The organism is Paractinoplanes brasiliensis, assembly GCF_004362215.1.
Classification (GTDB): Bacteria; Actinomycetota; Actinomycetes; order Mycobacteriales; family Micromonosporaceae; genus Actinoplanes; species Actinoplanes brasiliensis.
The window spans coordinates 1,567,166-1,591,642 of the sequence record NZ_SNWR01000002.1 but is presented as its reverse complement, the minus strand read 5'-3'; the positions used below and the strand labels follow the sequence as shown (position 1 = coordinate 1,591,642).

General features: G+C 71.9%; 21 protein-coding genes, 1 pseudogene and 1 riboswitch. Of the genes and pseudogenes, 17 read left to right on the top strand and 5 right to left on the bottom strand.

Going from position 1 to position 24,477, the window contains the following annotated elements:
* Positions 1-48: 48 nt before the first annotated feature.
* Positions 49-1,044, bottom strand: coding sequence for a ribonucleotide-diphosphate reductase subunit beta (locus C8E87_RS39225; RefSeq protein WP_133879230.1), 996 nt, complete (start codon positions 1,042-1,044; stop codon positions 49-51).
* A gap of 20 nt (positions 1,045-1,064) precedes the next feature.
* Positions 1,065-3,383, bottom strand: coding sequence for a ribonucleoside-diphosphate reductase subunit alpha (locus tag C8E87_RS39220; RefSeq protein WP_239080067.1), 2,319 nt, complete (start codon positions 3,381-3,383; stop codon positions 1,065-1,067).
* A 124-nt stretch (positions 3,384-3,507) separates the two neighbouring features.
* Positions 3,508-3,720: riboswitch (cobalamin riboswitch) on the bottom strand.
* An 82-nt stretch (positions 3,721-3,802) separates the two neighbouring features.
* Between C8E87_RS39220 and C8E87_RS39215 the strand changes: the two genes are divergently transcribed.
* On the top strand, positions 3,803-4,573 hold the full coding sequence (locus C8E87_RS39215) for a sulfite exporter TauE/SafE family protein (protein ID WP_133878414.1): 771 nt from the start codon (positions 3,803-3,805) through the stop codon (positions 4,571-4,573).
* Positions 4,574-4,622: 49 nt separating this feature from the next.
* On the opposite strand, the gene C8E87_RS39210 is transcribed toward C8E87_RS39215, so the two are convergent.
* Positions 4,623-5,087, bottom strand: a complete 465-nt coding sequence (locus tag C8E87_RS39210) for a PPOX class F420-dependent oxidoreductase (protein ID WP_133878413.1) — start codon at positions 5,085-5,087, stop codon at positions 4,623-4,625.
* Positions 5,088-5,547: 460 nt separating this feature from the next.
* Complete coding sequence (locus tag C8E87_RS39205; protein WP_133878412.1) at positions 5,548-6,270, bottom strand: (2Fe-2S)-binding protein; 723 nt, start codon at positions 6,268-6,270, stop codon at positions 5,548-5,550.
* A 400-nt stretch (positions 6,271-6,670) separates the two neighbouring features.
* Here C8E87_RS39205 and C8E87_RS39200 point away from each other — a divergent pair, with 400 nt between their 5' ends.
* Positions 6,671-7,693 carry a DUF3500 domain-containing protein gene (locus C8E87_RS39200; protein ID WP_203720544.1) on the top strand — a complete coding sequence of 341 codons (1,023 nt, stop codon included), beginning with the start codon at positions 6,671-6,673 and terminating at the stop codon, positions 7,691-7,693.
* A gap of 17 nt (positions 7,694-7,710) precedes the next feature.
* Here C8E87_RS39200 and C8E87_RS46560 read toward each other — a convergent pair whose 3' ends face one another.
* Positions 7,711-7,839, bottom strand: coding sequence for a hypothetical protein (locus C8E87_RS46560; protein ID WP_275409023.1), 129 nt, complete (start codon positions 7,837-7,839; stop codon positions 7,711-7,713).
* A 138-nt stretch (positions 7,840-7,977) separates the two neighbouring features.
* On the opposite strand from C8E87_RS46560, the gene C8E87_RS39195 reads away from it, so the two are divergent.
* The 15 genes and pseudogenes from C8E87_RS39195 to C8E87_RS39130 all read left to right on the top strand — a co-directional run bounded on the left by C8E87_RS39195 (position 7,978) and on the right by C8E87_RS39130 (position 24,470).
* The gene (locus tag C8E87_RS39195) at positions 7,978-9,576 is read left to right on the top strand and encodes a copper resistance CopC/CopD family protein (RefSeq protein ID WP_133879228.1); all 1,599 of its coding nucleotides are present in this window, start codon (positions 7,978-7,980) and stop codon (positions 9,574-9,576) included.
* A 109-nt stretch (positions 9,577-9,685) separates the two neighbouring features.
* Complete coding sequence (locus C8E87_RS39190; RefSeq protein WP_133878411.1) at positions 9,686-10,174, top strand: STAS domain-containing protein; 489 nt, start codon at positions 9,686-9,688, stop codon at positions 10,172-10,174.
* Between the two features lie 168 nt (positions 10,175-10,342).
* On the top strand, positions 10,343-10,894 hold the full coding sequence (locus C8E87_RS39185; RefSeq protein ID WP_133878410.1) for an RNA polymerase sigma factor: 552 nt from the start codon (positions 10,343-10,345) through the stop codon (positions 10,892-10,894).
* Entirely contained in the window at positions 10,891-11,676 is a 786-nt protein-coding gene (locus tag C8E87_RS39180) for a zf-HC2 domain-containing protein (protein ID WP_133878409.1), read from the top strand. The genes C8E87_RS39185 and C8E87_RS39180 overlap by 4 nt, the downstream gene beginning before the upstream one ends.
* Positions 11,677-11,689: 13 nt before the next feature.
* Entirely contained in the window at positions 11,690-12,490 is an 801-nt protein-coding gene (locus tag C8E87_RS39175) for an ABC transporter ATP-binding protein (RefSeq protein WP_133878408.1), read from the top strand.
* Entirely contained in the window at positions 12,487-13,800 is a 1,314-nt protein-coding gene (locus tag C8E87_RS39170; protein WP_133878407.1) for a hypothetical protein, read from the top strand. Before C8E87_RS39175 ends, C8E87_RS39170 begins: the two co-directional genes overlap by 4 nt.
* Positions 13,797-14,384, top strand: a complete 588-nt coding sequence (locus tag C8E87_RS39165) for a hypothetical protein (protein ID WP_133878406.1) — start codon at positions 13,797-13,799, stop codon at positions 14,382-14,384. Before C8E87_RS39170 ends, C8E87_RS39165 begins: the two co-directional genes overlap by 4 nt.
* A 103-nt stretch (positions 14,385-14,487) precedes the next feature.
* Positions 14,488-16,272, top strand: coding sequence for a methylmalonyl-CoA mutase family protein (locus tag C8E87_RS39160; RefSeq protein WP_133878405.1), 1,785 nt, complete (start codon positions 14,488-14,490; stop codon positions 16,270-16,272).
* Between the two features lie 107 nt (positions 16,273-16,379).
* Positions 16,380-17,938, top strand: a pseudogene (gene scpA / locus C8E87_RS46730) (methylmalonyl-CoA mutase); the annotation flags it as partial.
* Between the two features lie 135 nt (positions 17,939-18,073).
* The gene (locus tag C8E87_RS47045) at positions 18,074-18,448 is read left to right on the top strand and encodes a cobalamin-dependent protein (protein WP_438866671.1); all 375 of its coding nucleotides are present in this window, start codon (positions 18,074-18,076) and stop codon (positions 18,446-18,448) included.
* A 10-nt stretch (positions 18,449-18,458) separates the two neighbouring features.
* On the top strand, positions 18,459-19,403 hold the full coding sequence (gene meaB, locus C8E87_RS39150; protein ID WP_133878404.1) for a methylmalonyl Co-A mutase-associated GTPase MeaB: 945 nt from the start codon (positions 18,459-18,461) through the stop codon (positions 19,401-19,403).
* Positions 19,404-19,543: 140 nt separating this feature from the next.
* On the top strand, positions 19,544-20,935 hold the full coding sequence (locus C8E87_RS39145; protein WP_133878403.1) for an FAD-dependent monooxygenase: 1,392 nt from the start codon (positions 19,544-19,546) through the stop codon (positions 20,933-20,935).
* A gap of 351 nt (positions 20,936-21,286) precedes the next feature.
* Entirely contained in the window at positions 21,287-21,976 is a 690-nt protein-coding gene (locus tag C8E87_RS39140; protein WP_133878402.1) for a TetR/AcrR family transcriptional regulator, read from the top strand.
* On the top strand, positions 21,973-22,884 hold the full coding sequence (locus C8E87_RS39135; protein WP_133878401.1) for an ABC transporter ATP-binding protein: 912 nt from the start codon (positions 21,973-21,975) through the stop codon (positions 22,882-22,884). Before C8E87_RS39140 ends, C8E87_RS39135 begins: the two co-directional genes overlap by 4 nt.
* A complete protein-coding gene (locus C8E87_RS39130) occupies positions 22,881-24,470 on the top strand; it encodes an ABC transporter permease (protein ID WP_133878400.1) in 1,590 nt (529 codons plus the stop codon). Before C8E87_RS39135 ends, C8E87_RS39130 begins: the two co-directional genes overlap by 4 nt.
* Positions 24,471-24,477 lie beyond the last annotated feature (7 nt).

Here is a 24,477-nt window from a genome sequence, read left to right as displayed (position 1 = left end):
GCGGCAAGGTGGGCCGGGACGCCCGCGGCAACGGGCGCCCTGGAGATCTCAGAAGTCGTCGTCGAACGACACCGAGCCGGAGACGCCGACCTGGTACGCCGACACGCGCCGCTCGAAGAAGTTCGACAACTCCTGCACGTCCTGCAGCTCCATGAAGGCGAACGGGTTCCGGCTGCCGTACAGTGGCTCGATGCCCAGCGCGGCCAGCCGCCGGTCGGCCACGTGCTGCAGGTACTCGCGCATGTCGGCCAGGGACATGCCGGAGACACCCTGGGTGAGCAGGTCTTCGGCGAACTGCACCTCGCACTCGACCGCCTCGGCCAGCATGTCGCGCACCTGCTGCCGCATCTCGTCGTCGAACAGGTCGGGCTCCTCGGCCCGTACGGTGTCGACCACGTCGAACGCGAACGCCATGTGCATGCTCTCGTCGCGGAACACCCAGTTGGTGCCGGACGCCAGCCCGTGCAGCAGCCCCCGCGAGCGCAGGAAGTACACGTACGCGAAAGCGCCGTAGAAGAACAGGCCCTCGATGCACGCCGCGAAGCAGATCACGTTGAGCAGGAACGCGCGTCGATCGGCCTTCGACGAAAGCGACCGCAGTTCGTAGATCGAGTCGATCCACTTGAAGCAGAACTCGGCCTTGCGGGCGATCGACGGGATGTTCTCGACGGCCGCGAACGCCGCCGCGCGTTCGTCGAGGTCGGGCACGTACGTGTCGAGCAGGTTCAGATAGAACTGGACGTGCACGGCCTCCTCGAACAGCTGCCGCGACAGGTACAGCCTGCCCTCGGGCGAGTTGACGTGTTGATAGAGGTTGAGCACCAGATTGTTGGCCACGATCGTGTCACCGGTGGCGAAGAACGCGACCAGCCGCGACACCAGGTGCTGCTCGGCCGGCGACAGCTTGGACAGGTCGGCCAGGTCGGAGTGCAGGTCGACCTCCTCGACGGTCCAGGTGTTCTTGATGGCGTCCTTGAACCGGTCGAAGAACTGGGGGTACCGCATCGGCCGCAGCGTCAGGTCCATGCCGGGGTCGAGCAGCATTTGCCGTACGGGGGTGGTGGTCACTGACAGGCCTCACAGGACTCGGGGTTTTCCAGGGAGCAGGCGACGGCCTCGTCGGCGGCGACCGCGGGCACGACGGAGACGGTGGCCTGCTGGATGCGGGTGGCCGGGCGCGACCGAAGGTAGTACGACGTCTTCAGCCCGGCCTTCCACGCGTACAGGTACATCGACGAGAGCTTGCCGATGGTGGGCGCGCTCAGGAACAGGTTGAGCGACTGCGACTGGTCGATGTAGGGGGCCCGCGCCGCGGCCAGGTCGATCAGCGCGCGTTGCGGCAACTCCCACGCCGTGCGGAACAGCTCGCGCACCTCGTCGGGCAGTTCGGCGATCTGCTGCACGGACCCCTCGGCCCGCTTGATCTGCTCGCGGATCGCGGCCGTCCACAGACCGCGAGCCTTCAGTTCCCGTACGAGATAGGTGTTGATCTGCAGGAACTCGCCTGACATGGTTTCACGCTTGAACAGGTTGGACACCTGCGGCTCGATGCACTCGTAACAGCCGGCGATCGAGGCGATGGTGGCCGTGGGAGCGATCGCGACGAGCAGCGAGTTGCGCAGACCGGTCGCCGCGACACGGATCTTGAGCGCCGCCCACCGGTCGGACTGCTCGGGCGTGGCGCCCCACAACTCCGGGTGCAGCTGCCCCTGAGCCGCGCGTGTCTCGGCGTACGCGGGGTGGGGTCCGAAACGCTCGGCGAGACCGGCCGACGTCTCCAGCGCGGTCAGGAAGATCTCCTCCTGTACGCGGGTGGAGAGCTCACGCGCGGCGGGGGAGTCGAACGGCAGCCGCAGCGTGAAGAACGCGTCCTGCAGGCCCATCAGCCCCAGCCCGACCGGCCGCCAGCGCGGGTTCGACCTCTCGGCCTGCTCGGACGGGTAGTAGTTGATGTCGATGACCCGGTCGAGGAAGTGCACGGCCGTACGCACGGTCTCGCGCAACCGTGGCCAGTCGACGCCGTCGGCGGTGGTGTGCGCGCCCAGGTTGATCGAGCCGAGATTGCACACGGCGGTCTCGTCGTCGCTGTTCACCTCGAGGATCTCGGTGCACAGGTTGGACAGGTGAATGGTGTTGCCGGGCGCGCCGGTCTGGTTGGAGAGCGCGTTCGACCGGTCCTTGAACGTCATCCATCCGTTGCCGGTCTGGGCGAGCGTGCGCATCATCCGCCCGTACAGGTCCCGGGCCTTGACGGTTTTGACGGCCTTCTTCTCGGCGGCGCGATACGCGAGATCGAACTCCGTGCCGAACAGGTCGGGCAGCTCCGGCGCGTCGGACGGGTCGATCAGCGACCAGTCGCCGTCGGCCTCGACCCGGCGCATGAACTCGTCGGGGATCCAGTTGGCCAGGTTCAGGTTGTGGGTGCGGCGCGACTCCTCGCCGGTGTTGTCGCGCAGCTCCAGGAACTCCTCGACGTCCGGGTGCCACGGCTCGAGATACACGCAGGCCGCGCCCTTGCGACGACCGCCCTGGTTGACCGCGGCCACCCCCGCGTCGAGCGTCTTGAGGAACGGGACGATGCCGTTCGAGCGGCCGTTCGTGCCCCGGATCAACGCGCCCCGGCCCCGCACCCGCGACCAGGCGATGCCGATGCCGCCGGAGAACTTGGACAGCTTCGCGACCTGGTGATACCGCTCGTAGATGGAGTCCAGCTCGTCGCGCGGCGAGTCGACCAGGAAGCACGACGACATCTGCGTGTGCCGGGTGCCCGAGTTGAACAGCGTCGGCGAGCTGGGCAGATACGCCAGCGACGACATCAGCCGGTAGAACCCGATCGCCTCGGCCGGGGTGCGCGACAGGCCGCATGCCACGCGCAGCAGGAAGTACTGCGGCGTCTCGACCACGTCCCGCGACTGCGGGTGCCGCAGCAGGTAACGGTCGGCCACCGTACGCAGCCCGAAGTACTCGAAGCGCAGGTCCCCGCCGACGTCCACGGCGTCGTCGAGCTTGCGCGCGTGAGCCGCCACGAACTGCGCGGTCGTGTCCCCGATCAGGCCCAGCTGGTGCGCGTACCGGATGGACTGGCTGAAGCTCGCCACCTGCTGCAGGCGAACCTCCTTGTCCACGTACGCGGCCAGCAGCCGGGCGGCCAGCTTCGAGTACTGCGGCTCCTCACCGATCAGCTCGGCCGCCGTCTGGATCGACAGCTTGTCCAGTTCCTCGGTGGTGGCGCCGTCGTAGAGCCCGCTGATCGTCTTGGTCGCGACCCGCAGCGGGTCGACCTCGCCCAGGTCGGCGGCCCAGCGCTCGACCGCCTTGACGATCTTGTTGACGTCGACCGTTTCCAGGTCGCCGTTGCGTTTACGCACCTGCATGGGTGCCATGTCCCCCTCTTCCCAGCCCTCGTGGGGTCTCGGGACACGCAGGGGGACGCCGCCCAGGCGTAACAAGGCCCGGGCGTACGGCGTCAGCCGTCCCACGCGGCCTTCGACCACCGCACACCGAGGCCCGGCGTACGGTGCGCTGGCAGGTCTTCGGACTCGTGGGCGTCGAACACGCTCCTACTGGCCGTCGCTTCCCAGGCTCGTGGCGAGCCCAGTGCTTGTGTGACGGCGGTCGTTCCCACTCACCGCTGCGGGGCAGTCCCGGATTTTCACCGGCTTCCCTCTTGCCTCGACCGCCGCCTCACGCGGCGCTCGAACCAGCTGCGGGAGACACCATATATGGGCGGGGGTGTCGACACGCAACACCAGATGGTGTGCCAGGCGTGTCGCGCCCTCATGATCGTCTGTAAAGTCCGGGCATGACATGGCAGACCGCGCTCGGCGGCTTCGGCGCGGGTCTGCTGATCGCGCTGGTCACCACCCCGGTCGGCGTGTCCGGGGCGGTCTTCCTGCTGCCGGTGCAGCTCAGCGTGCTGCACGTGCCCAACCCGGCCGTCACCCCGACCAACCTGCTGTTCAACGTGGTTTCCGGGCCGGGCGCGCTGCTGCGGTACGGCCGCAACGGGCAGTTCGCTGGTCCGCTGGCCCGGCTGCTCCTGGCCGGCACCCTGCCCGGCGTGGTGATCGGCGCCTGCGTACGGGTGTTCCTGGTGCCGGGTCCCGGGGCCTTCCGCATCGTCGCCGGGGCGGTGCTGCTGCCGCTGGGACTGTGGCTGTGCGTACGAGCTCTGCGGCCCGGCCGCCCCGACCGTCCACCGCTGCGGTCCCGGACAATCGTCGGTCTCGGGGTGGCGGCCGGAACGGTCGGTGGGGTCTACGGCATCGGCGGCGGGTCGCTGCTCGGCCCGATCCTGGCCGGCCGGGGCACGCCGATGAGCCGCATCGCCCCCGCCGCCCTCGCCGCGACTTTTGTGACATCCATCGCGGGCGCCGCCACGTACGGGATTCTCGCCGTGACCACGACCGGGGACATCGCGCCGCAGTGGACACTCGGGCTGCTCAGCGGGGTGGGCGGCCTCATCGGCGGTTTCCTGGGCGCACGGCTGCAGCCGCGGCTGCCCGAGACCGCGCTGCGGCTGCTGCTCGGCGTGCTCGCGACCGGGATCGCCGTCTTCTACCTGACGTCGTAGGCGCAGCCTCCACCTGACGTCGTCATCCCGGCCTCCCCGTGTCGTAGGCCTACCCGATTCTCTGGCCGTAGACGTGGCCGACCTTGAGCACCAGCAACACGCGCCGGTCGTCGACCATGACCTGGCGGTACTCCTGCCAGTCGGGGTGCTCGCCGGCGGCCCGGCGGTAGTAGTCGACCAGGGCCTCGACCTCGGGGCCGTCCGGGTCGTCGCTCGGGCCGATCAGTTCGACCGTTCCCTCGGCGGTGGCCCACGACCGCCCGTCCGAACTGGTCACCTCGATGGCGGCACGGGGGTCACGGCGTACGTTGGTGGTCTTGGCCCGGCCCTCGACGACCGACACGTAGACGCGTTCGGCCTCACGGTCGTAGAACGGCGTGACGGGGGAGAGCTGGGGCATACCGGACGACTTGAGCGTGGCCAGCACACCGAGGCGGCTCTCGGCGAGCAGCGCCCGCGGATCGAATTCAGTCACCGGCCCATTCTGCCCCGCGCATCGCCAATTCTTGCCCATGCCTCTTGCCTGGCCGCGTCTCTGCTTGGCCGCGTCTCTGCTTGCCCGCGCCTCTGCTTGGCCGCGTCTCTGCTTGCCCGCGCCTCTGCAGGTCGTGGCTTTCGCTGGCCGCGCCTCTGCAGGTCGTGGCTTTCGCTGGCCGCGCCCCTGCTGGTCGTGGCTTTCGCTGGCCGCGCCCCTTCTTGTCCGCGCCGTTTCACGGCCTACGCCGCGTCCTGGCCGGGCCCCTCCTACTCGTGCCGCTTCCGATCGCGCGCGTGGCCGGTCATCGGGGACGTTGGCGCGGAAGCCGCACGTGCCGCTTTCTCTGGCCGCCTTTTGTCCCGCGTGTGGTTGGTGATCGGGGAGGTTGGCGTGGTCGCGGCGCGTGTCGTTTTTCTGGCCGTCTCTTGTCGTGGGTGTGGTTGGTGATCGGGGAGGTTGGCGTGGTTGCGGCATGTGTCGTTTTTCTGGCCCCCTTTTATCCCGCGCGTGGCCGGTCATTCCGGACGAGGACGCAGTCGCCGCACGTGCCGCCGCCGGGGACTCGGTAGTAGAGGCAGCAGTTGCGGCGCCTCAGGAACCATCGCGGCTGCCGGTCCACTGTCGCCATGCCGGCCAGCGGAGGCACGGCCAGCAGCTCCGACGCGAGAGCGGCGGCCCGCTCGTCGGCGATCATGCCGGCCGCGCCTCCCAGCGCCGAGGCCACATTGCCCCACAACACGTGCTGCGACAGCACGAACCGGCGCCGGAAGACCGTGACCAGCGGCGCGACGAGCCCCTGGATCGCGACCCGGTTGAGTTCTCGCGCCGAGCCATCGAGAGCTTCCATTTCCCCGTACGCGATGGGCAGTGGCCCGCTCCCGGCGGCGCGCCACCGCAGCCGGTCGGGCGCGGCCGCTGGGATCACACCGGTCAGCGCAGCGGTCGCGAGCAGCGGAGACACCAGCCGTGACGCGAACCCGAGGAACACCACGGAAGCCGCCACCCGCTCCTCGATCTGATCCGGACCCATTCCTGCCGAGCGCGCGATCACCCGCCGCCCGGCCGCGACCCGCTCGGCGGCAACCTCCGGTTGGAGCAGGTCGCTGAACGGCCGCCAATCGGGCTCGCCCGCGACCCGTTCGGGCAACCAGGCAAAGTAGGGCCCGAGCCGAGCCGCCGCCGCGAGCACTGTCCCGGCGTCGTCCACGAAACCCGGCATGCCGTCCACTCTACGGACGACCCCCGACAAAAACGGCCCCGGACCGCCGCGCGTGTGGGAGCAGCGCAGCGGCTCAGATCGCCCCGCCCGTCAGAGGAGTGCGATGGCCTCGGCCGGCCGCGTCCGACAAAGGGCGGGACGGCCTCGGGCGGTGGTGCCCGTCAGGACGGTGGGGCGGTCTGGGGCGGTGGTGCTTGTCAAGGGGGGTGGGGCGGTTTCGGGCGGTGGTGCCCGTTAAGAGAGTGGGACGGTTTCAGGCGGGCGGCGCCCGTCAAGAGGGTGGTGGGGCGGTGTGAGGCGGCCGCGCCCGTCAACAGGTGCGACGGCTCCCACGGCCGCGCAGGCGAGTGGGCTGTCGACCGGGTGCGGGCCAAGGCCCGGTGACCACTAGATTGGGGTCATGGCTGCTCAACCGGATCGCCGAGGGCTGGCTGCTCGCATGACCGAGGCGGCGCGGGCCTGGCTGGAACTGCTGAGCGCCGAGCAGCGAGCGATCGCCCTCGGGGCGCAGCCGTCGGACGACGCGACGGACGAGGAGCGGCGGCGCTGGTTCTACACGCCGACCGATCACGGTGGGCTGACGTTCCACCAGCAGCGTCCGGCTCAGCAGCAGGCGGCCATGCGGCTCGTGTCGACCGGGCTGTCCCGCGCGGGTTACGTCACGGTCGCGACGACGATCGGACTGGAGAACGTCCTCGACCATGCCGAGGGCTTCCCGGCCTCCTCCGGCAGGGAACGCCGCCGCGACCCGGGCCTCTACTACCTGCGTGTCTTCGGCGAGCCGGCCGGCGGCGGCACGTGGGGGTGGCGGTTCGGCGGGCACCACGTGTCGCTGAACAATCTGGTCGTCGACGGTGAGGTGGTCGCCACCACGCCGTGTTTCCTGGGCGCCGACCCGGCCTCGTCCGAGTTGCTCGGCGGGGCGGTCAACCGGCCGCTGGCCCGTGTCGAGGACCTGGCCCGTGAGCTCGTCGAATCGCTCGACAGCGAGCAGCGGCGCCGCGCGATCCTGTCCGTCGAGGCCCCCGCAGACGTGCTGACCGGCAACCGTTCCACGATCGGTGAGGACGACGACGCCGTACGGCGGAAAGGGGTTGCCGGTTCCGACCTGTCGGCCGGGCAACGTGACCTGCTGCGGGCGCTGCTGTCGACGTATTTCGACCGGGTTCCCGCGGCCGTCTCACCCTTTCCCGCGTACGAGGGAAACGCGCTGGACGCTGTGCATTTCGCCTGGGCTGGCGCGACCGGTCCCGGCGAGCCGCACTATTACCGGGTGCAGGGCCCGCGCCTGCTGATCGAGTGGGACAACACTCAACGCGGCGCCAACCACGCCCATTCGGTCTGGCGTGACCCGGGCAACGACTTCGGCCTCGACGTGCTCCGCGCCCACCGCCGCGCCCACCACCTCAGCGCCGCCGGCTGATCAGTTCCTCGAGCGGCTTACGGGGCCGGCTCGGCCGCCAGGTGAACCGGCGTCAACACCCCGGCCACCGCCACGTCGCCCGGCAACCCGGCCGCCGCCAGGGCAGCCAGGTCCTCGGGCAGGGCGGGGCTGTAGAAGCCGCTCACTTACGTCGGGGCTCCGGTGGAGCGGCTGGGGATTGATCCCGAGGTGGTGCCGGTCCGTATGGGGTAGGAGGCGTCGCCTTATAGTGCGCCGGACGATGGGGAGGTCTACTGGTGCGGAAGTCCGCTCTGCTGGCGGTCATGGTGTTCGCTGTGCTCGGCTGGCCCGCCCCGCCGGCCTACGCGCACGCCGTGCTCAGCGCCGCTGTGCCGCAGCAGGGCTCGGTGGTGGCGGTGGCGCCCGAGCAGGTGGTGCTGCGGTTCAGCGAGGCCGTGCAGATCGTGCCCGGCCGGTCCCAGGTGATCGGCCCGGACGGCAAGCGGATCAGCGAGGGCGACCCCGAGATCACCCCCGCGGGCCTGGTCATCAAGCTGCGGCCGGCCGAACGCCCGCTCGGCACCTACCTGGTCAGCTATCGCATCATCTCGGCCGACAGCCACCCGGTCTCGGGCGCGTACACCTATTCGGTCGGCGCCCCCTCCGAGAACGCCCCGACTGCCCCGGTCGAAGAGGTCGACCCGGCGGTGCAGACGGCCACGGCGGTCACCAAATGGTTCGGGTACGCCGGGCTCTCGCTCGCGCTGGGCCCGGTGCTGGTGCTGGCCCTGTGGTGGCCGCGGCGGCTCTCCCGCGCCGGGCCGGTGCGGCTGGCCCGGGCCGGTCTGGCGCTGGTCGGTCTGGCCACGCTCGCGGCCCTCTGGCTGCAGGCGCCCGCGTCCTCCGGCGCCGGCCTGTTCGACGTGTCCGCCCGCGAGCTCGGACAGGTCCTGACTAGCGACTTCGGCATCACACTGACGGTTCGCGCGGCCCTGCTGGCCGTCGCCGCCGCGCTGGTCGCCCGGGTGCGGCGCGGGGGCGGGTGGCGGTCGATCGTCGGCCCCGCCGTTTTGACCCTGGCCGTCCTGGTGACCTGGCCGCTGACCGGGCACCCGGCCGCCGGGCCGCAGGCGTGGCTGCTGGTCGTGGCCGACACGGCCCACCTCGCGGCGATGAGCGTCTGGCTCGGCGGGCTGGTCGCGCTCGCCGTGTTCCTGCTGCGCCGGGCAGACACCCGGGAGCTGCGCCTGATCCTGCCCGCCTGGTCGCGGTGGGCCGAACTCGCCGTGTACTGGCTGGTCGCGGCCGGCGTGATCCAGGCCTTGATCCAGATCGGCACGCTCGACGCGCTGTTCTCCTCCAACTACGGCCGGCTCGTGCTGGCCAAGGCCGCCCTGCTGGCGGTCGTGCTGGCCGTCGCGTTCGTGTCCCGGCGGCTCGTGCGGCGGGGGATCGCCGCGGCCACCCCGGTCCGGCTGCGGCGCCTGGTCGGCATCGAGCTCGGCATCACCGTGCTGGTGCTCGCGGCCAGCGCCGTGCTGGTGCAGACCACCACCGGCCGTACGGTGGATGTCGAGGCTGTTGCCGCGGAACGGTCGCGCGGTTTCGTCGAGACACTCAACAGCCCCCTGTACGCGGTGCAGTTCGAGATCTTCCCGGCCACCGTGGGCGAGTACAACACGCTGCACGCGTTCGCCTACACGCCCGAGGGCAAGCCGCTGAAGGTCCTCGAGTGGAAGGTGTCGGTGTCGATGCCGTCGCAGGGCATCGAGGCGATCCCGGCGCCCGTCGCCACCGTGATCGACAACCAGGGCCTGGGTTCCGTCACCTTTCCGATCCCCGGCGACTGGCAGCTCTCGATGACGTTGCGCGTGTCCGAGATCGATCAGGCCACGGTCACCACGACAGTGCCCGTGCGGTAACCCACCTGCTTCACGGGCCGACCGGCGAAGTCATCGGACCGTCACATTCCGGCAGGGCTGCCGCGACATCCGTCGGCGATCGTGGAGGGCCGACGGATGGGGTGACGACATGACCGCTGGCCTGCACGCGGCCACAGTCCGGCTGACCTGCGACGACTGCGCGATCACGGAGGTGGTCGAGCGCGACGGCGCGGCGGCCGGCACGGAATGGACCGTTTCCCCGTACGGGCGGGGTCGTCACCTCTGCCCGGAGTGCAGCCCGCCCGGCGAGCCCCCGGCCGACCTCTCGATCGCGATCACCTCACCCGCCGCCGTGGTGCGTGTGACCGGCCGTGTCGACCTGCGCGTCGTCCCGGCCCTGCGCAGCACGCTCGAGAACGCCGTGGAGCTGCACCCGTACGTCATCGTCGACCTCACCGCGGCCCGTGACCTCGGCACCGTCGGTGTCGGTGTGCTCCGGCGGGCCCGCACGGCCGCCCGGCGCCGTCGCGGTGACCTGCTGATCGCGGCCGCGCCGGGCCAGAAGCGCTGGAATCGTGAGTTCCGGACGTTCGCGACCGTGCCGCAGGCGATCACGGCCGTGGTGGGGCGGCCCTGATGCCGGCGCGGTGCACGCCCCGGCAACCGGTGTGGCTGGGCTGGCGCCTGTTCACCGGCCTCCCCGGGCTGGGCTTCTGCCCCGACGCCCGGGTGCGGCGGCCCCGTGGCCGCAAAACAGTGCGGCGGCGTTGAACCCGATCACGGTGAACGGCGCGTCTTACCTGGTGTGAAACGAAGCCTGGACGCGGTTGACGAGGGAGAACTCGTCCGCCGCGTCGCCCGCGGAGACCGTCGGGCGTTCGACGAGTTGTACCGGCGTACGGCGCCGTGGCTGGAGGTCCGGCTGCGCCGCCGTTGCGCCGACCCGGACGTGATCGCCGACGTGCTGCAGGAGACCTACCTGGCGGTGTGGCGGGCGGCCGGGAGCTTCACCGGCGACGAGGTCAAAGGCAGCGCGGTCGGCTGGCTGTGGACCATCGCCGCCCACCGGCTCGTCGACGCCTTCCGCCGCCGTGCCCGCCACGAACAGATGCCCAGCGTGACCACGGCTGAGACCGTCGCGCCGGCCGCCGAGGACGAGGTGATGGCCGGCCGGGTCGGGCAGGAGCTCGAGCGGGCGCTGTCCGAGCTGCCGCCCGAGGCCCGTGAGGTGCTACGGGCCACGGTGCTCGACGGCTTCTCGATCCGGGAGACGTCGCTGCTGCTCGGCGTCCCCGAGAACACCGTCAAGTCCCGGGTCCGCCGCGCCCGGATCGCCCTGCGGGAGGCCCTGTCGTGACCAGCCATCCCACTCTGCTCGAGATCTCCCGGTACGCCGAGGCCGACGCGACACTGGACGAGGCGTCCGTGTGGTCGATCGAGGTGCACCTGGAAACCTGTGCCGACTGCCGGGCCCGCCTGGCCGGCAGCACCACCGACCGGTCCCGCGACATGATCGCCCGGGTCGGCGCCGCGCTCGGCGAAGAGATCGCGACCGGCCCGGCGCCCGCGGGACGGCCGGTGCGCACTCCGCGGCGCTGGTTCGTGACGGCGCTGCTGCCCTGGGTCACGATGACGGTCGCGGTCATCGGAGCCGCGGCGGTGCTGACCCGGTTCCTGCCCCAGCTGCCGTCGGTCGTGCTGCTGCTGGCCCCGCTCGCGCCGCTGCCCGGGGTCGCGGCCGCGTGGAGCCGCCGCGCGGACCCGGCCTGGGAGCTGATCTCGAGCACGCCGGTCACCGGGCTCACCATGCTGTTACGACGTACGGCGGCGGTGTTGATCCTGGTCATCCCCGCGCTGGCGATCGCCGGCCGCTCCCAGGGCCTGGCGCTGGTGTTGCTGCCGTGTCTCGCCTTCACCGCGGCGACGCTGCTGCTGGGCTCCGCCGTGGGCGTGCAGCGCGCCGCGATCGGGCTGATGGCCGCGTGGACGCTCGCCGTGGTCGCGCCCAGCCTCGTGCGGGCCGACCTGCCGGTGCTGCTCGAACCGTCCAGCGCCCCGGCGTGGGCCCTGCTCACGGTCGTCCTGACCGCCCTGACCTTCCTGCGCGCCCCCAGCTTCCGGCGCCTGACCACCTTCTGAGGAGAACATCACGATGCGTGCGGTGACCACGGCCGAGACGGCCGCCACCACCCATCCCTGGGCGATCCATGCCGAGGGCCTGAAGGTCCGCGCCGGCCGCCACCTGGCCGTCGACGGCCTCGACCTGCGGCTCGGCGCCGGCGTGCACGGGCTGCTGGGACCGAACGGAGCCGGCAAGACGACGCTGATGCGGGCCCTGGCCACGGTCGTGAAGCCGGCCGGTGGTTCGCTGACCCTGCTCGGCCGGTCCGCCGACGGGCGTGCCGACCTGCGCCCGGTGCGGCGCGTACTGGGCTACCTGCCGCAGCACTTCGGGTTCTACCCGCGCTTCACCGTGCGCGAGTTCGTGGCGTACATGGCCTGGTTGAAGGAGATGCCGAAAGCGGGCATCGCGTCGGCCACCCAGCGCGCGATCGACCGGGTCGGGCTCGGCGCCAAGGCCGACGCCAAGCTCAAGACGCTCTCCGGCGGCATGCTGCGCCGGGCCGGCATCGCGCAGGCCATCGTCAACGACCCGCAGATGCTGCTGCTCGACGAGCCCACGGTCGGTCTCGACCCCGAGCAGCGCCTCGACTTCCGTGAGCTGCTGCGCGACCTCGGGACCGACGCGTGCGTGCTGGTCTCGACCCACCTGGTCGAGGACGTGGCCGCCGCCTGCACCGAGGTGGTGCTCGTCAACGAGGGCCGCCTGGTCTGGCAGGGCACTCCGGCCACGCTGGTCGCCCAGGGGGACGCGGGCCATGCGGGCGACAGCGCCGCCGAACGCGGCTACTCGGCGATCCTGCGCCGGCACCGGGCGGAGGCCGCCCGATGAACATCCTCGGAGTCGAACTCAGGCGCTCGGCCGCCCTCGGCGCCGCGCTGCTGGCCCTGACGGTCGGCGTGATCGCGCTCTACGCCGCCCCGGCCCGCTGGTCGCACGGCTGGCTGGCGCTGGCCATGACCACCCGCGAGTACACGATCCTGCTGTGGCCGCTCGCGCTGGCAGCCGGGGCGTGGCAGGGCCGCCGCGAGCATCGGGCCAACGTGGGGGAGCTGTTCGCCACCACGCCCCGCCCACGCCGTCAGCGCATGGTCCCGGTACTCGGCGCGATGGCCGTCGCCACCGGATTGGCGTACGTGCTGGTGGTCGCCGCCGGAGGCGCCTCGCTGCTGACCCGGTCCCACTACTTCTCGCCCGACTTCCTGGTCATCTCGGCCGTCGGGGTGCTGTCGCTGGTCGCCGCGGGCTGGCTCGGGCTGGGCCTCGGACGCCTGCTGCCCGCCCTGGTCACCGCGCCGGCGCTCGGCGTGGCCGGGGTGCTGCTGGTCTTCTTCTCCGCCGTCGCCAACCCGGACTGGCTGGCCGCGGTGCTGTCACCGATGTACGGCACCGGCCAGTTCACCCCCGACCAGACCATCGACGGCGGGGTCAGCGGCGCCGTGGCCATCTGGATGCTCGCGCTGGCCGCCACCGGCGCGGTGCTGCTGACGGCCACGAACTGGCGCTCGCGCGTGGCCGCGGCGCTGCCCGCAGTGCTCGGCCTCGGACTCGCCACGGCGGTCGTCCCGCGCGACCACGACCGTCTCACCTCGCCGATCGACCCGGTGGCCCGGGAACTGGTCTGCACCGACGACGCCCCGAAGGTCTGCGTCACCCGGGTCAACGCCGGCGTGCTCGACGAGCTGGCGCCGCTCGCCCGCGAAGGACTGGCCGTGCTGGCCGAGCTGCCCTCCCCGCCGACCGCGGTGCAGGAGGGTGTGACCGGGCTGCCCGCTCCCGGCCCCGGCGTGGTCAGGATTCCCGTACGCATCGACAAGAACGGCGGCCTGGCCCATCCCTCGGTCGTCGTGTACGAGGTCGTGAGCCGCCTCGGTGTCGAAGGCGACGCCCGCTGCCCCGGCGACCCCATGGTGCTTCGAGCCGCCGCGTACTGGCTGCTCGGCCGCGAACCGTTGTCCGACGTCGGCGTGGTGCCCGAGGTGATCTTCGAGGACGAGCCGCTCAACGCCCAGGCCGTACGGCTGTGGCAGGGTCTGGCCAAGTTGCCCCGCGAGGAGGCTTCCGCCCGTGTGGCCGCCGTGCAGAGGGCCGCGCTGAACTGCCAGGACACGACCGGCCTGCTCTCCCGGCCCGCCCGATGACGTACACGCTGCTCTATCTGCGGGCCCGCCGCGTGCCCCTGGCTCTGTCGGTGGCCGTGGGCGCCGCAGCCGCCATGTGGACCCTGTGGCTGCTGCTCTCGGACCAGCGGGACGCCGGCCTGACCGCGGTGGTCCTCACCGTCGTGCTGATGGTCGCGGTGCTGTCGGCAACCCTGTCGGCCCCCGACGAGAGCCTGGAACGCACGGCGTCGTTCCGCTGGCCGTGGCGCCGCGTCGCCCACCTGCTCGCCGTCCTCGCCGTGGTGCTGCTGGTCCTGCTGGCCACCCTGCACACCGGCGCGCGTTTCGGCCCGGCCGGCGTGGTCACCCGCGACGCGGCCGGTCTGCTGGGCCTGACCGCCCTCACCGCTACGGTGCTGGGCGCTGCCCGTTGCTGGTTCGTGGCCCTGGGCTGGACGGTGGTCGCGGCCGTCTTCCCTCAGTCCGGCACGTGGGGGACGCTGGCCACCTGGCAGGCCGCGCCGCCCGGCAGCCGGCCGGCGGCTCTGCTGGCCGCCGCCTTCGCGGTGACGGGCCTCCTCACGTACGCGGTCGCGGGCCCGGCCCGGCGTCTCGCCGACTGACCGGCTGTCCGGCGTTGATCAAGGGTGCCGTAACGTCGGAACAGGGGTTGGCAGCGTTGTGCCCCGACCCGTTGAATGTGGCTGGGACGACGAAGGGCGGGGCATGGCCGGGAACCTGACGTTGGGGGCTGACTTCCCCGCCGCGACCGCCGGGCAGTGGCGCCGCCTGGCCCTGGCCGCGCTGCGCAAATCGGGCGCGGCCACCGACGAGACCACCCCCGAGCAGGTTGAGGAGCTGCTGGCCACGGCGACCTACGGCGGTCCCTCGATAGCGGCGTTGCACACCACAGGCCCGGACTCCGGGGTGCCGGGCGTGCCGCCGTTCGTCCGGGGCACAAGGGCGGCGGCGGGCGCGTGGGACATCAGGCAGCGCTACGCCGACGCGGCGCCCAAGGAGGCCCGCGAGGCGGTTCTGACCGACCTGGAGAACGGCGCGACCTCGTTGTGGCTGGTGCTCGGCGACGGCACGCTGCCCCCGGACTCGCTGCCCGAAGCCCTCGACGGTGTGCACCTCGACCTGGCGGCCGTGGTGCTCGACGCGGGCGGCGACACCGGGCGCGCCGCCCGCGCCTGGTTCGAGCTGCTGGCCGCCCGGGGCGCCGACCCGAGCCGTGTCACCGGCAACCTGGGCGCCGACCCGTTGGGCCTGGGAGCCCGTACGGGGGAGGCGGCCGATCTGCGAGAGGCGGCCGAGCTGGCCGTTCGCTGCGCGGCGGAGACGCCCGGCGTGCGGGCCGTCACCGTCGACGCCACGGTCTACCACGACGCCGGCGGCTCCGAGGTGGAGGAACTGGCGGCGGCCACGGCGACGGGGGTGGCCTACCTGCGGGCGCTGACCGGCGCCGGGATGTCCGTGCCCGCCGCGCTCGGGCAGCTCGAGTTCCGGTACGCGGCCACGGCCGACCAGTTCGCCACGATCGCCAAGCTGCGCGCGGCCCGGCGCATCTGGGCCCGGGTGGCCGAGTTGTCCGGGGCCGCCCGGGCCGGGGGTCAGCGGCAGCACGCGGTCACGTCGGCGGCGATGATGACCGCCCGCGACCCGTGGGTGAACCTGTTGCGCACGACGATCGCCGCCTTCGCGGCCGGGGTGGGCGGGGCTCAGGCGGTGACCGTGCTGCCGTTCGACCACCAGCTCGGCCGCCCCGAGCTGATGGCCCGCCGGCTGGCCCGCAACACGCAGACACTGCTGGTCGAGGAGTCGCATGTGGCCCGGGTGGCCGACCCGGCCGGCGGTTCGTGGTACGTCGAGAAGTACACCGAGCAGCTGGCCGTCGCCGCCTGGGAGTGGTTCACCCGGATCGAGAAGGAGGGCGGGGCGGCCGCCGCGCTCGGCAGCGGGCTGATCGCCGACCGGCTGGCCGAGGTGTGGGCCGCCCGCGAGAGCAACCTGGCCCACCGGCGCGACCCGATCACCGGGGTCAGCGAGTTCCCCGACCTGGCCGAGCGGCGGCTCGAACGACGCCCCGCGGCCGAGCCGCCGGGTGGGGGACTGCCGCGGCGACGGTACGCCGAGGCGTACGAGCGGTTGCGGGACCGCGCCGACGCGCACCTGGCCGCCACCGGTGAGCGGCCCACGGTCCGCCTGGCGCTGTTCGGGCCGGCCGCCGCGCACGGGGCCCGGCTCACGTTCACGACCAACCTGTTCGCGGCGGGCGGCATCGCGGTCACGACCGAGGGTTCCTCCCCCGTGGTGGTGTTGTGCGGGCCCGACAAGGAGTACGCCGAGCACGCCGAGGCCGAGGCGGCGCGCCTGCGGGAGGCGGGCGCGACCAGGATCGTGCTGGCCGGGAAGGGCGAGTACGCGGGCGTGGACACGTACGTGCATGTGGGTGCCGACGCCGTGGCGGTGCTGACGACGACGCTGGACGACCTGGGGGTGGCGCGGTGATTCCCGACTTCTCGACGGCGCAGTTGACGACGCCGGGGGCCGAGCCCGGGGCGCGGGAGGCCTGGCGGAACGCCGTACGGGAGGAAACCGGGAGCACGCCCGAGGAGCTGACCTGGCACACCCCGGAGGGCATCGCCGTGCCGCCGCTCTACACCGCGGCCGACCTCGACGGGCTCGACTTCCTCGGCACCTACCCCGGCATCGCGCCCTACCTGCGTGGCCCCTATCCGACCATGTACGTCAACCAGCCGTGGACGATCCGGCAGTACGCGGGGTTCTCGACAGCCGAGGAGTCGAACGCCTTCTACCGCCGGAACCTGGCCGCCGGGCAGAAGGGCCTGTCGGTGGCGTTCGACCTGCCCACCCACCGCGGCTACGACTCCGACCACCCGCGCGTGACCGGTGACGTCGGCATGGCGGGTGTGGCCATCGACTCCATCTACGACATGCGGCAGCTGTTCGAGGGCATCCCGCTCGACCGGATGAGCGTTTCGATGACCATGAACGGCGCCGTGCTGCCGGTGCTGGCGCTCTACATCGTCGCGGCCGAGGAGCAGGGGGTCGCGCCCGAGAAGCTGTCCGGCACGATCCAGAACGACATCCTCAAGGAGTTCATGGTCCGCAACACCTACATCTATCCGCCGGCGCCGTCGATGCGGATCATCTCCGACATCTTCTCGTTCACGTCGCAGCGGATGCCGCGCTTCAACTCGATCAGCATCTCCGGCTACCACATCCAGGAGGCCGGGGCCACGGCCGACCTCGAGCTGGCCTACACGCTGGCCGACGGCGTGGAGTACCTGCGGGCCGGGCGGGCGGCGGGGCTGGACATCGACGCGTTCGCGCCGCGGTTGTCGTTCTTCTGGGCCGTCGGCATGAACTTCTTCATGGAGGTCGCCAAGCTGCGCGCCGGGCGGCTGCTCTGGGCCCAACTGGTGCGCGAGTTCGAGCCGAAGGACCCGCGGTCGCTGAGCCTGCGTGCGCACTGCCAGACCTCCGGCTGGTCGCTGACCGCGCAGGACGTGTTCAACAACGTCATGCGAACCTGTGTGGAAGCGATGGCCGCGACCCAGGGGCACACGCAGTCGCTGCATACCAACGCGCTCGACGAGGCGCTGGCGCTGCCCACCGACTTCTCGGCCCGGATCGCCCGCAACACGCAGCTGCTGCTCCAGCAGGAATCCGGCACCACCCGCGCGATCGACCCGTGGGCGGCAGTGCCTACGTCGAGCGGCTGACCCACGACCTGGCCGCCCGCGCCTGGGAACGGATCGCCGAGGTCGAGGCGGCCGGGGGCATGGCCAAGGCGATCGACGAGGGCATCCCCAAGATGCGGATCGAGGAGGCCGCGGCCCGTACGCAGGCCCGCATCGACTCGGGCCGCCAGCCGGTGATCGGCGTGAACAAGTACCGCCCGCAGACCGACGAGCCGATCGACGTCCTCAAGGTCGACAACGCCGCCGTACGGGCCGAGCAGGTCGACAAGCTGCGCCGGCTGCGCGCCGAGCGGGACGAGAACGCGTGCGTCTCGGCTCTGGACGCGCTGACCCGGGCGGCGGCCCAACCCGGCGGGGGCAACCTGCTGGCGCTGGCCGTCGACGCCGCGCGGGCCAGGGCGACCGTGGGCGAGATCTCGGCGGCGCTCGAGAAGGTGTTCGGCCGGCACACGGCCCGGATCCGTACCATCTCCGGTGTGTATCGGCAGGAAGCGGGCCGGGTGGCCGACATCGAGCGGGCCCGGGAAGCGGCCGCCGGGTTCGCCGAGCAGGAGGGCCGCCAGCCGCGCATCCTGGTCGCCAAGATGGGGCAGGACGGTCACGACCGTGGGCAGAAGGTCGTCGCCACCGCGTTCGCCGACCTCGGCTTCGACGTCGACGTGGGCCCGCTGTTCGCCACCCCGGCCGAGGTGGCGCGGCAGGCGGTCGAGGCCGACGTGCACATCGTCGGCGTCAACTCGCTGGCCGCCGGGCACCTCACGCTGGTGCCCGCGCTGCGCGACGAGCTGGCCGCCCAGGGCCGCCCCGACATCATGATCATCGTGGGTGGGGTGATCCCGCCGCAGGACTACGACGCGCTGCGAGCCGCGGGCGCCTCGGCGATCTTCGCGCCGGGCACGGTGCTCGCCCAGGCCGCGATCGAGCTGCTCGCCGAGCTGACCCGGCGCCGCGGTGACTGACCTTGCCGCCATGGCCGACGGGGTGCGAGCCCGGACACCCGCGTGGGTCGCGCGCGCCATCACACTCGTCGAGTCGACCCGCCGCGATCATCAAGAGCTCGCCCAGCAGCTGCTGACAACCCTTTCCCCGTACGCGGGGAAGTCGCACCGCCTCGGCATCAGCGGGGTGCCCGGAGCGGGCAAGTCGACGTTCATCGACGCGCTCGGCAGCACCCTCACCTCGGCCGGGCACCGGGTGGCCGTGCTCGCCGTCGACCCGTCCTCGTCGCGCAGCCGCGGCAGCATCCTCGGCGACAAGACCCGCATGGCCCGCCTGGCGGCCGACCCGGACGCGTACGTGCGGCCCTCCCCGACGGCGGGCACCCTGGGCGGCGTCGCCAAGGCCACCCGAGAGGCGATCGTCGTCGTCGAGGCGGCCGGTTACGACGTGGTGATCGTCGAGACCGTCGGGGTCGGACAGTCCGAGACCGCGGTGGCCGACATGGTCGACACGTTCCTCCTGCTGGCCCTGGCCCGCACCGGCGATCAGCTGCAGGGCATCAAGAAGGGCATCCTCGAGCTGGCCGACGTGATCGCCATCAACAAGGCCGACGGCCCGCACGCCGACGACGCGAAACGGGCCGCGCGCGAGCTCTCCGGAGCGTTGCGCCTTCTCCGTACGGGCGACGACTGGACCACGCCGGTGCTGACCTGCAGCGCCCTGGAGGGCACGGGTGTCGACGAGGTGTGGGCGCAGGTGACCGCGCACCGGGCGAAGACCGACGTGGCCGAGCGCCGCCGTCACCAGCAGCTCGACTGGATGTGGGCGATGGCCCGCGAGGGCGTGCTGAGCCGTTTCACCACCGACCCCGCCGTCCGGTCAACCGCCGATTCCGTACGGGGTCAGGTTCTCGACGGCACTCTCACACCGGCCCAGGCCGCCCAGCGCTTGCTCGCCGCGTACGGGAAAGAGTAGGTTGGCCGGCACTGTGACCCCGCCCGAGGAGGTGAGACCCGTGACCGTTGATTCGCCGTGGGTGCTCCCCGTCCCGTCACGGCCGGGCGACTGACGCAGGTGTCGCCGGGAGCGCCTCAGACTCCCGAAAGGCACCACCCATGTTCGACGTGATCATTGCCGGCTGCGGTCCGACCGGCGCCATGCTCGCCGCCGAGCTGCGGCTGCACGACGTACGCGTGCTCGTCCTCGAACGCGATGCCGCGCCGTCGCCGGAGGTCCGCATCGTCGGCTTCCACATCCGCAGCCTCGAGCTGATGGCCATGCGGGGACTGCTCGACCGCCTGCTTCCCCACGGCCGGCAGCGACCGTCCGGCGGCTTCTTCGCCGCGATTCCTCAGCCCGCGCCCCAGGACCTCGACACCTCGCTGCCCTACATCCTGGGCATCCCGCAGCCGGTCGCCGTCCGCCTGCTGACCGAACACGCGATCGGCCTGGGCGCCGAGGTCCGGCGGGGGAGTGCGGTGACCGGCCTCGAACAGGACGACGACGGGGTGACCGTCTCGCTGTCCGACGCTCGGCAGGTGCGTGCCCGCTACGTTGTCGGCTGCGACGGCGCCCGCAGCACCGTCCGCAAGCTGCTCGGCGTCGGTTTCCCCGGCGAACCCGCCCGCAACCAGTGGATCATGGGCGAGGTGGAGCTGGACGGGCCACCAGCCGCCGTGGCCGACCCGCGCTGCCACTTCAGACCGGCCGGGGCCGGGGCCTATCAGGTCGTGGTGCCGACGGCCGGGCTCAGCGACCGGCCGCCCACCCTCGACGACCTGCGACGGGAACTTCGTACGGTCGCCGGCAGCGACTTGGGCGCACGGTCACCGCGCTGGCTGTCCCGTTTCGGCGACGCCACCCGGCTGGCCGAGCGCTACCGGACCGGCCGGGTGCTGCTGGCCGGCGACGCGGCCCACATGCACCCGCCGCTGGGCGGGCAGGGCCTCAACCTGGGCGTGCAGGACGCCGTCAACCTGGGCTGGAAGCTGGCCGCGCAGGTTCGGGGCTGGGCTTCGGAAGGGCTGCTCGACACGTACGAGGCCGAGCGCCGCCCGGTCGCCGCCGACGTGCTCGACAACACGGGGGCCCAGATGGAGCTGCAGGCCCCCACCCCGGGCGCGCGAGCCGTTCGCCGGCTGCTCACCGAGCTCATGGGGATCGCCGAGGTCAACCGCCGCCTGATCGGGAAGATCGCCGGGATCGACCTGCGGTACGACTTCGGTCCCGGCCCCGATCTGCTGGGCCGTCGCCTGCGCGACCTCGACCTCTCGCCGGGCACCCTCTACTCCCACCTGGGCGGCGGCCGCGGCCTGCTGCTCGACCGCACGGGAAAGCTGACCGCGGCCGGCTGGTCGGGTCGGGTCGACTACTTGGCGGACCCTGCCGCACCCGTGGACTTTCCCGCCGTCCTGTTACGCCCCGACGGTCACGTGGCCTGGCTCGGCGACGACCAGGCGGACCTCGACCGGCGCCTGCTCCGCTGGTTCGGCGCCCCGGCCACCTGATCCGGCGCTGGGGCCGCCGGCAGGGTGCACACCCACGCGCCCGCGGACGCACGGGTCGTTCCCCTGGGCTGCCGGCGGACGCTCTGACCGTCGCTCGTAGTCACGGGCGGTTCGCCGGCAGCGATTGATCCACGAGAATGTTCGCTCGACTACCCGCAGGCGGAACCTCCTGACCCGCCTGCCGGGCCGAGTCGACCCGGGGTGCCGGGCGCCCGATCGGTCCCGGACGAGATGCCACGGGATCACCCGGCGACGAGGGGGGAACCCGGTCTTGCCAGCGCGCTACACAAGCGTATAGTTCGCTATTGGTATGAGTAGCAGGCCATACAGACGTATATGGAGGTGTTGGCGATGGCGCGCCCCGCGGGAGATCCGGCGTTCGAGGACCTGACAGCTCGGGCACGGATCAGAGACGCGGCGATCCGCCTGTTCGCGGACGGCGGCTTCGGCAACACGACCGTTCGCGACATCGCCCGGGAGGCCGGCGTGTCGCCCGGCCTGCTGCGGCATCATTTCGGATCCAAGGAGGCGCTGCGTGAGGTGTGTGACGCCTACGCGCTGGACCGGCTGATAAGGATCAAGGAAGAGCTGATCTTCGAGGACAAGTTCACCAGCCCGACCTTCCTGCCGTCGGTCCACCCCACCGTCCTGCAGCTGTACAAGTACCTCACTCGCGCCCTGCTCGACGGCTCGACAGCCGCCGCCGCTCTGTTCGACCAGATGGTCGCCCAGACCGAGCAGTGGGTGGAGAAGATGTCGCCCGGCGTCACCGACGACCGGCGGGCCTTCGCCGCGGTGCTCGTCGGCATGCAGTCCGGCCTCTTCGCGATGCACGAGCACGTGTCACGAGCGCTCGGCATCGACATGTTGACCACCGAGGGACACCTCCGCATGTCCGGCGCCCTGGTCGACTTCTACCTCAACCCACTGCTCGACCCTGAACTCACCCAGAAGGTTCGGGACATGAAGGACTCGTTGCGAGCAGCGAACCCACCGGCCACCGCGGCGACCGAACCGCGGCCGAAGGAGCATGAATCATGACCGAGGCGATCCGAACAGACGCACTGGTCAAGACGTTCGGGCGCACCCGCGCCCTGGATGGGCTCGACCTGACCGTGCAGACCGGGGAAGTGCACGGCTACCTCGGCCCCAACGGCGCTGGGAAGTCCACCACCATCCGGGTCCTGCTCGGCCAGCTGCGCGCCGACTCCGGCTCCGCGCAGCTGCTCGGCGGCGACCCGTGGCGCGACACGGCGACGCTGCACCGCCGGCTTGCCTACGTGCCCGGTGACGTCACGCTGTGGCCCAACCTCACCGGCGGCGAGGTCATCGACCTGCTCGGCCGGCTCCGCGGCGGGCTGAACAAGCAGCGCCGAGCCGAGCTGCTCGAGCGCTTCGACCTCGACCCCCGCAAGAAGAGCCGCACCTACTCCAAGGGCAACCGGCAGAAGGTCGCACTGGTCGCCGCGCTCGCGTCGGACGTCGAGCTGCTCGTGCTCGACGAGCCCACCTCCGGCCTCGACCCGCTCATGGAAGAGGTCTTCCGCCAGGTCGTCCGCGAACAGCTGCGGCAGGACGGCAAGACGGTCCTGCTGTCCAGCCACATCCTCGCCGAGGTCGAGGCGCTCTGCGACCGGGTCACCATCATCCGTGACGGGCGGGTCGTCGAGACCGGCACGCTCGCCGAGATGCGGCACCTGACCCGTACGTCGATCGAGGTCAGCCTGGCCGGCCCGGCGGCCGGCCTGGAGAACCTGCCCGGCGTTCACGACCTGCAGCACCGCAACGGCACGGTGCGCTTCGACGTCGACACCACCGAGCTCGACGTGGTGCTGCGCGAGCTCACCGCGGTCGGGGTCCGCACCCTGACCAGCCAGCCGCCGACCCTGGAGGAGCTGTTCCTGCGCCACTACGACCGTGGCGGGCAGCCGGCGGGGGCCACGCGATGAATGCGCTGACCGGCACACGTGCCCTGATCGGGCTGGCCCTACGGCTCGATCGCGTGCGGCTGACCGTGTGGGTCCTCGGACTCGCCGTGATGCCGATGGCGACCGCGGCGAACTACTTCAAGCTCTATCCGAAACAGTCCGATCTCGACGCGGTGAGCGGCGTCCTCGCCAATCCCTCGCTGGTCGCGGTGAGCGGCCCGCTTTTCGCCAACAACATCGGTGCTCTCACCGCGTGGAAGATCGGCGTCACCGAGTTTGTCCTCGTGGCGCTGATGAGCCTGCTCACCGTCGTGCGGCACACCCGCACCGAGGAGGAGACCGGCCGCCTCGAGCTGATCGGCTCCACCGTGGTGGGCCGCTACGCGCCGCTCACCGCCGCGCTGGCTGTGGCGGGCCTCGCCGACATCGTCATCGGCGTGCTGGCCGCCCTCGGTCTGATGTCGACCGGGCTGGCGACCGCCGGAGCGATGGCTTTCGGCTTCGCGACCACCCTCGTCGGCCTCCTGTTTGCCGCCTTGGCAGCCACCACGGCCCAGCTCACCCAGGGTGCGCGGGCGGCCATCGGCATCGCCGGAGCCGTGCTCGGCGGCGCCTACCTGTTGCGCGCCGTCGGCGACACCGGGCCGACCGAGCTGACGTGGGTGTCGCCCCTCGGCTGGGCGCTGCACCTGCGCCCCTACGCCGGTGAACGATGGTGGATCGCGGTCCTGTTCGCCGCCTTCGCGGTTCTCTTCACGACGGTGGCCTACGCCCTCGTCGCCCGCCGGGACGTCGGTGCCGGTCTGCTGGCCGAACGGCTCGGCCCGGCCGAGGCGGTTCCGTCGCTGAGCAACCCGTTCGCGCTCGCCTGGCGGCTGCATCGGGGCCTGCTCCTCGGCTGGCTCGTCGCGACGGCGCTGACCGGGGCGGTCCTGGGCGGTGCAGCCGCCGGCATCGGCGACCTCGAGTCGCCGAACCAGGAGATGACTGACGTCCTGACCCGGATGGGCGGCAGCAAGGGCATCGCGGACGCGTTCCTGACCGCGATCTTCGGGATCATCGGCCTGGTGACCGCCGCCTACACAGTCCAGTCGGCGTTGCGTTTGCGCCAGGAGGAGAGCAGCGGCCGGGTCGAGGCGTTGCTGGCCACCCCGGTCGGGCGGCTGCGGTGGGCGGCCAGTCACCTGGTGTTCACCCTGGTCGGGACCACCCTGTTGCTGGCGGCCGCGGGCGTCGCAGGCGGTCTCTCCTACGGCGCGCAGGTCCACGACGTCGGCGGTGAGTTCGGCCGGGTGCTCGGTGCCGCGCTGGTGCAGGCGCCGGCCGCCTGGGTGCTGGCCGGGTTGGGGGTGGCGCTGATCGGTCTGGCGCCGCGGCTCAGCGCGCTGAGCTGGGCCGCGCTCATCGTGTCGGCCCTGCTCTTCATGCTGGGCGCCCTGTTCGGCCTGAGCCAGTGGGTGATCGATGCGAACCCGTTCGCGCACGTGCCCAAGCTGCCCGGCAGCGACTTCGCCATGACCCCGATGCTGTGGCTCGCCGGCATCGCCGTGGCCCTCGGCGCGGCCGGCCTCGCGGGGCTGCGCCGCAGGGACATACCGGTGGCGTAGCCGCCGG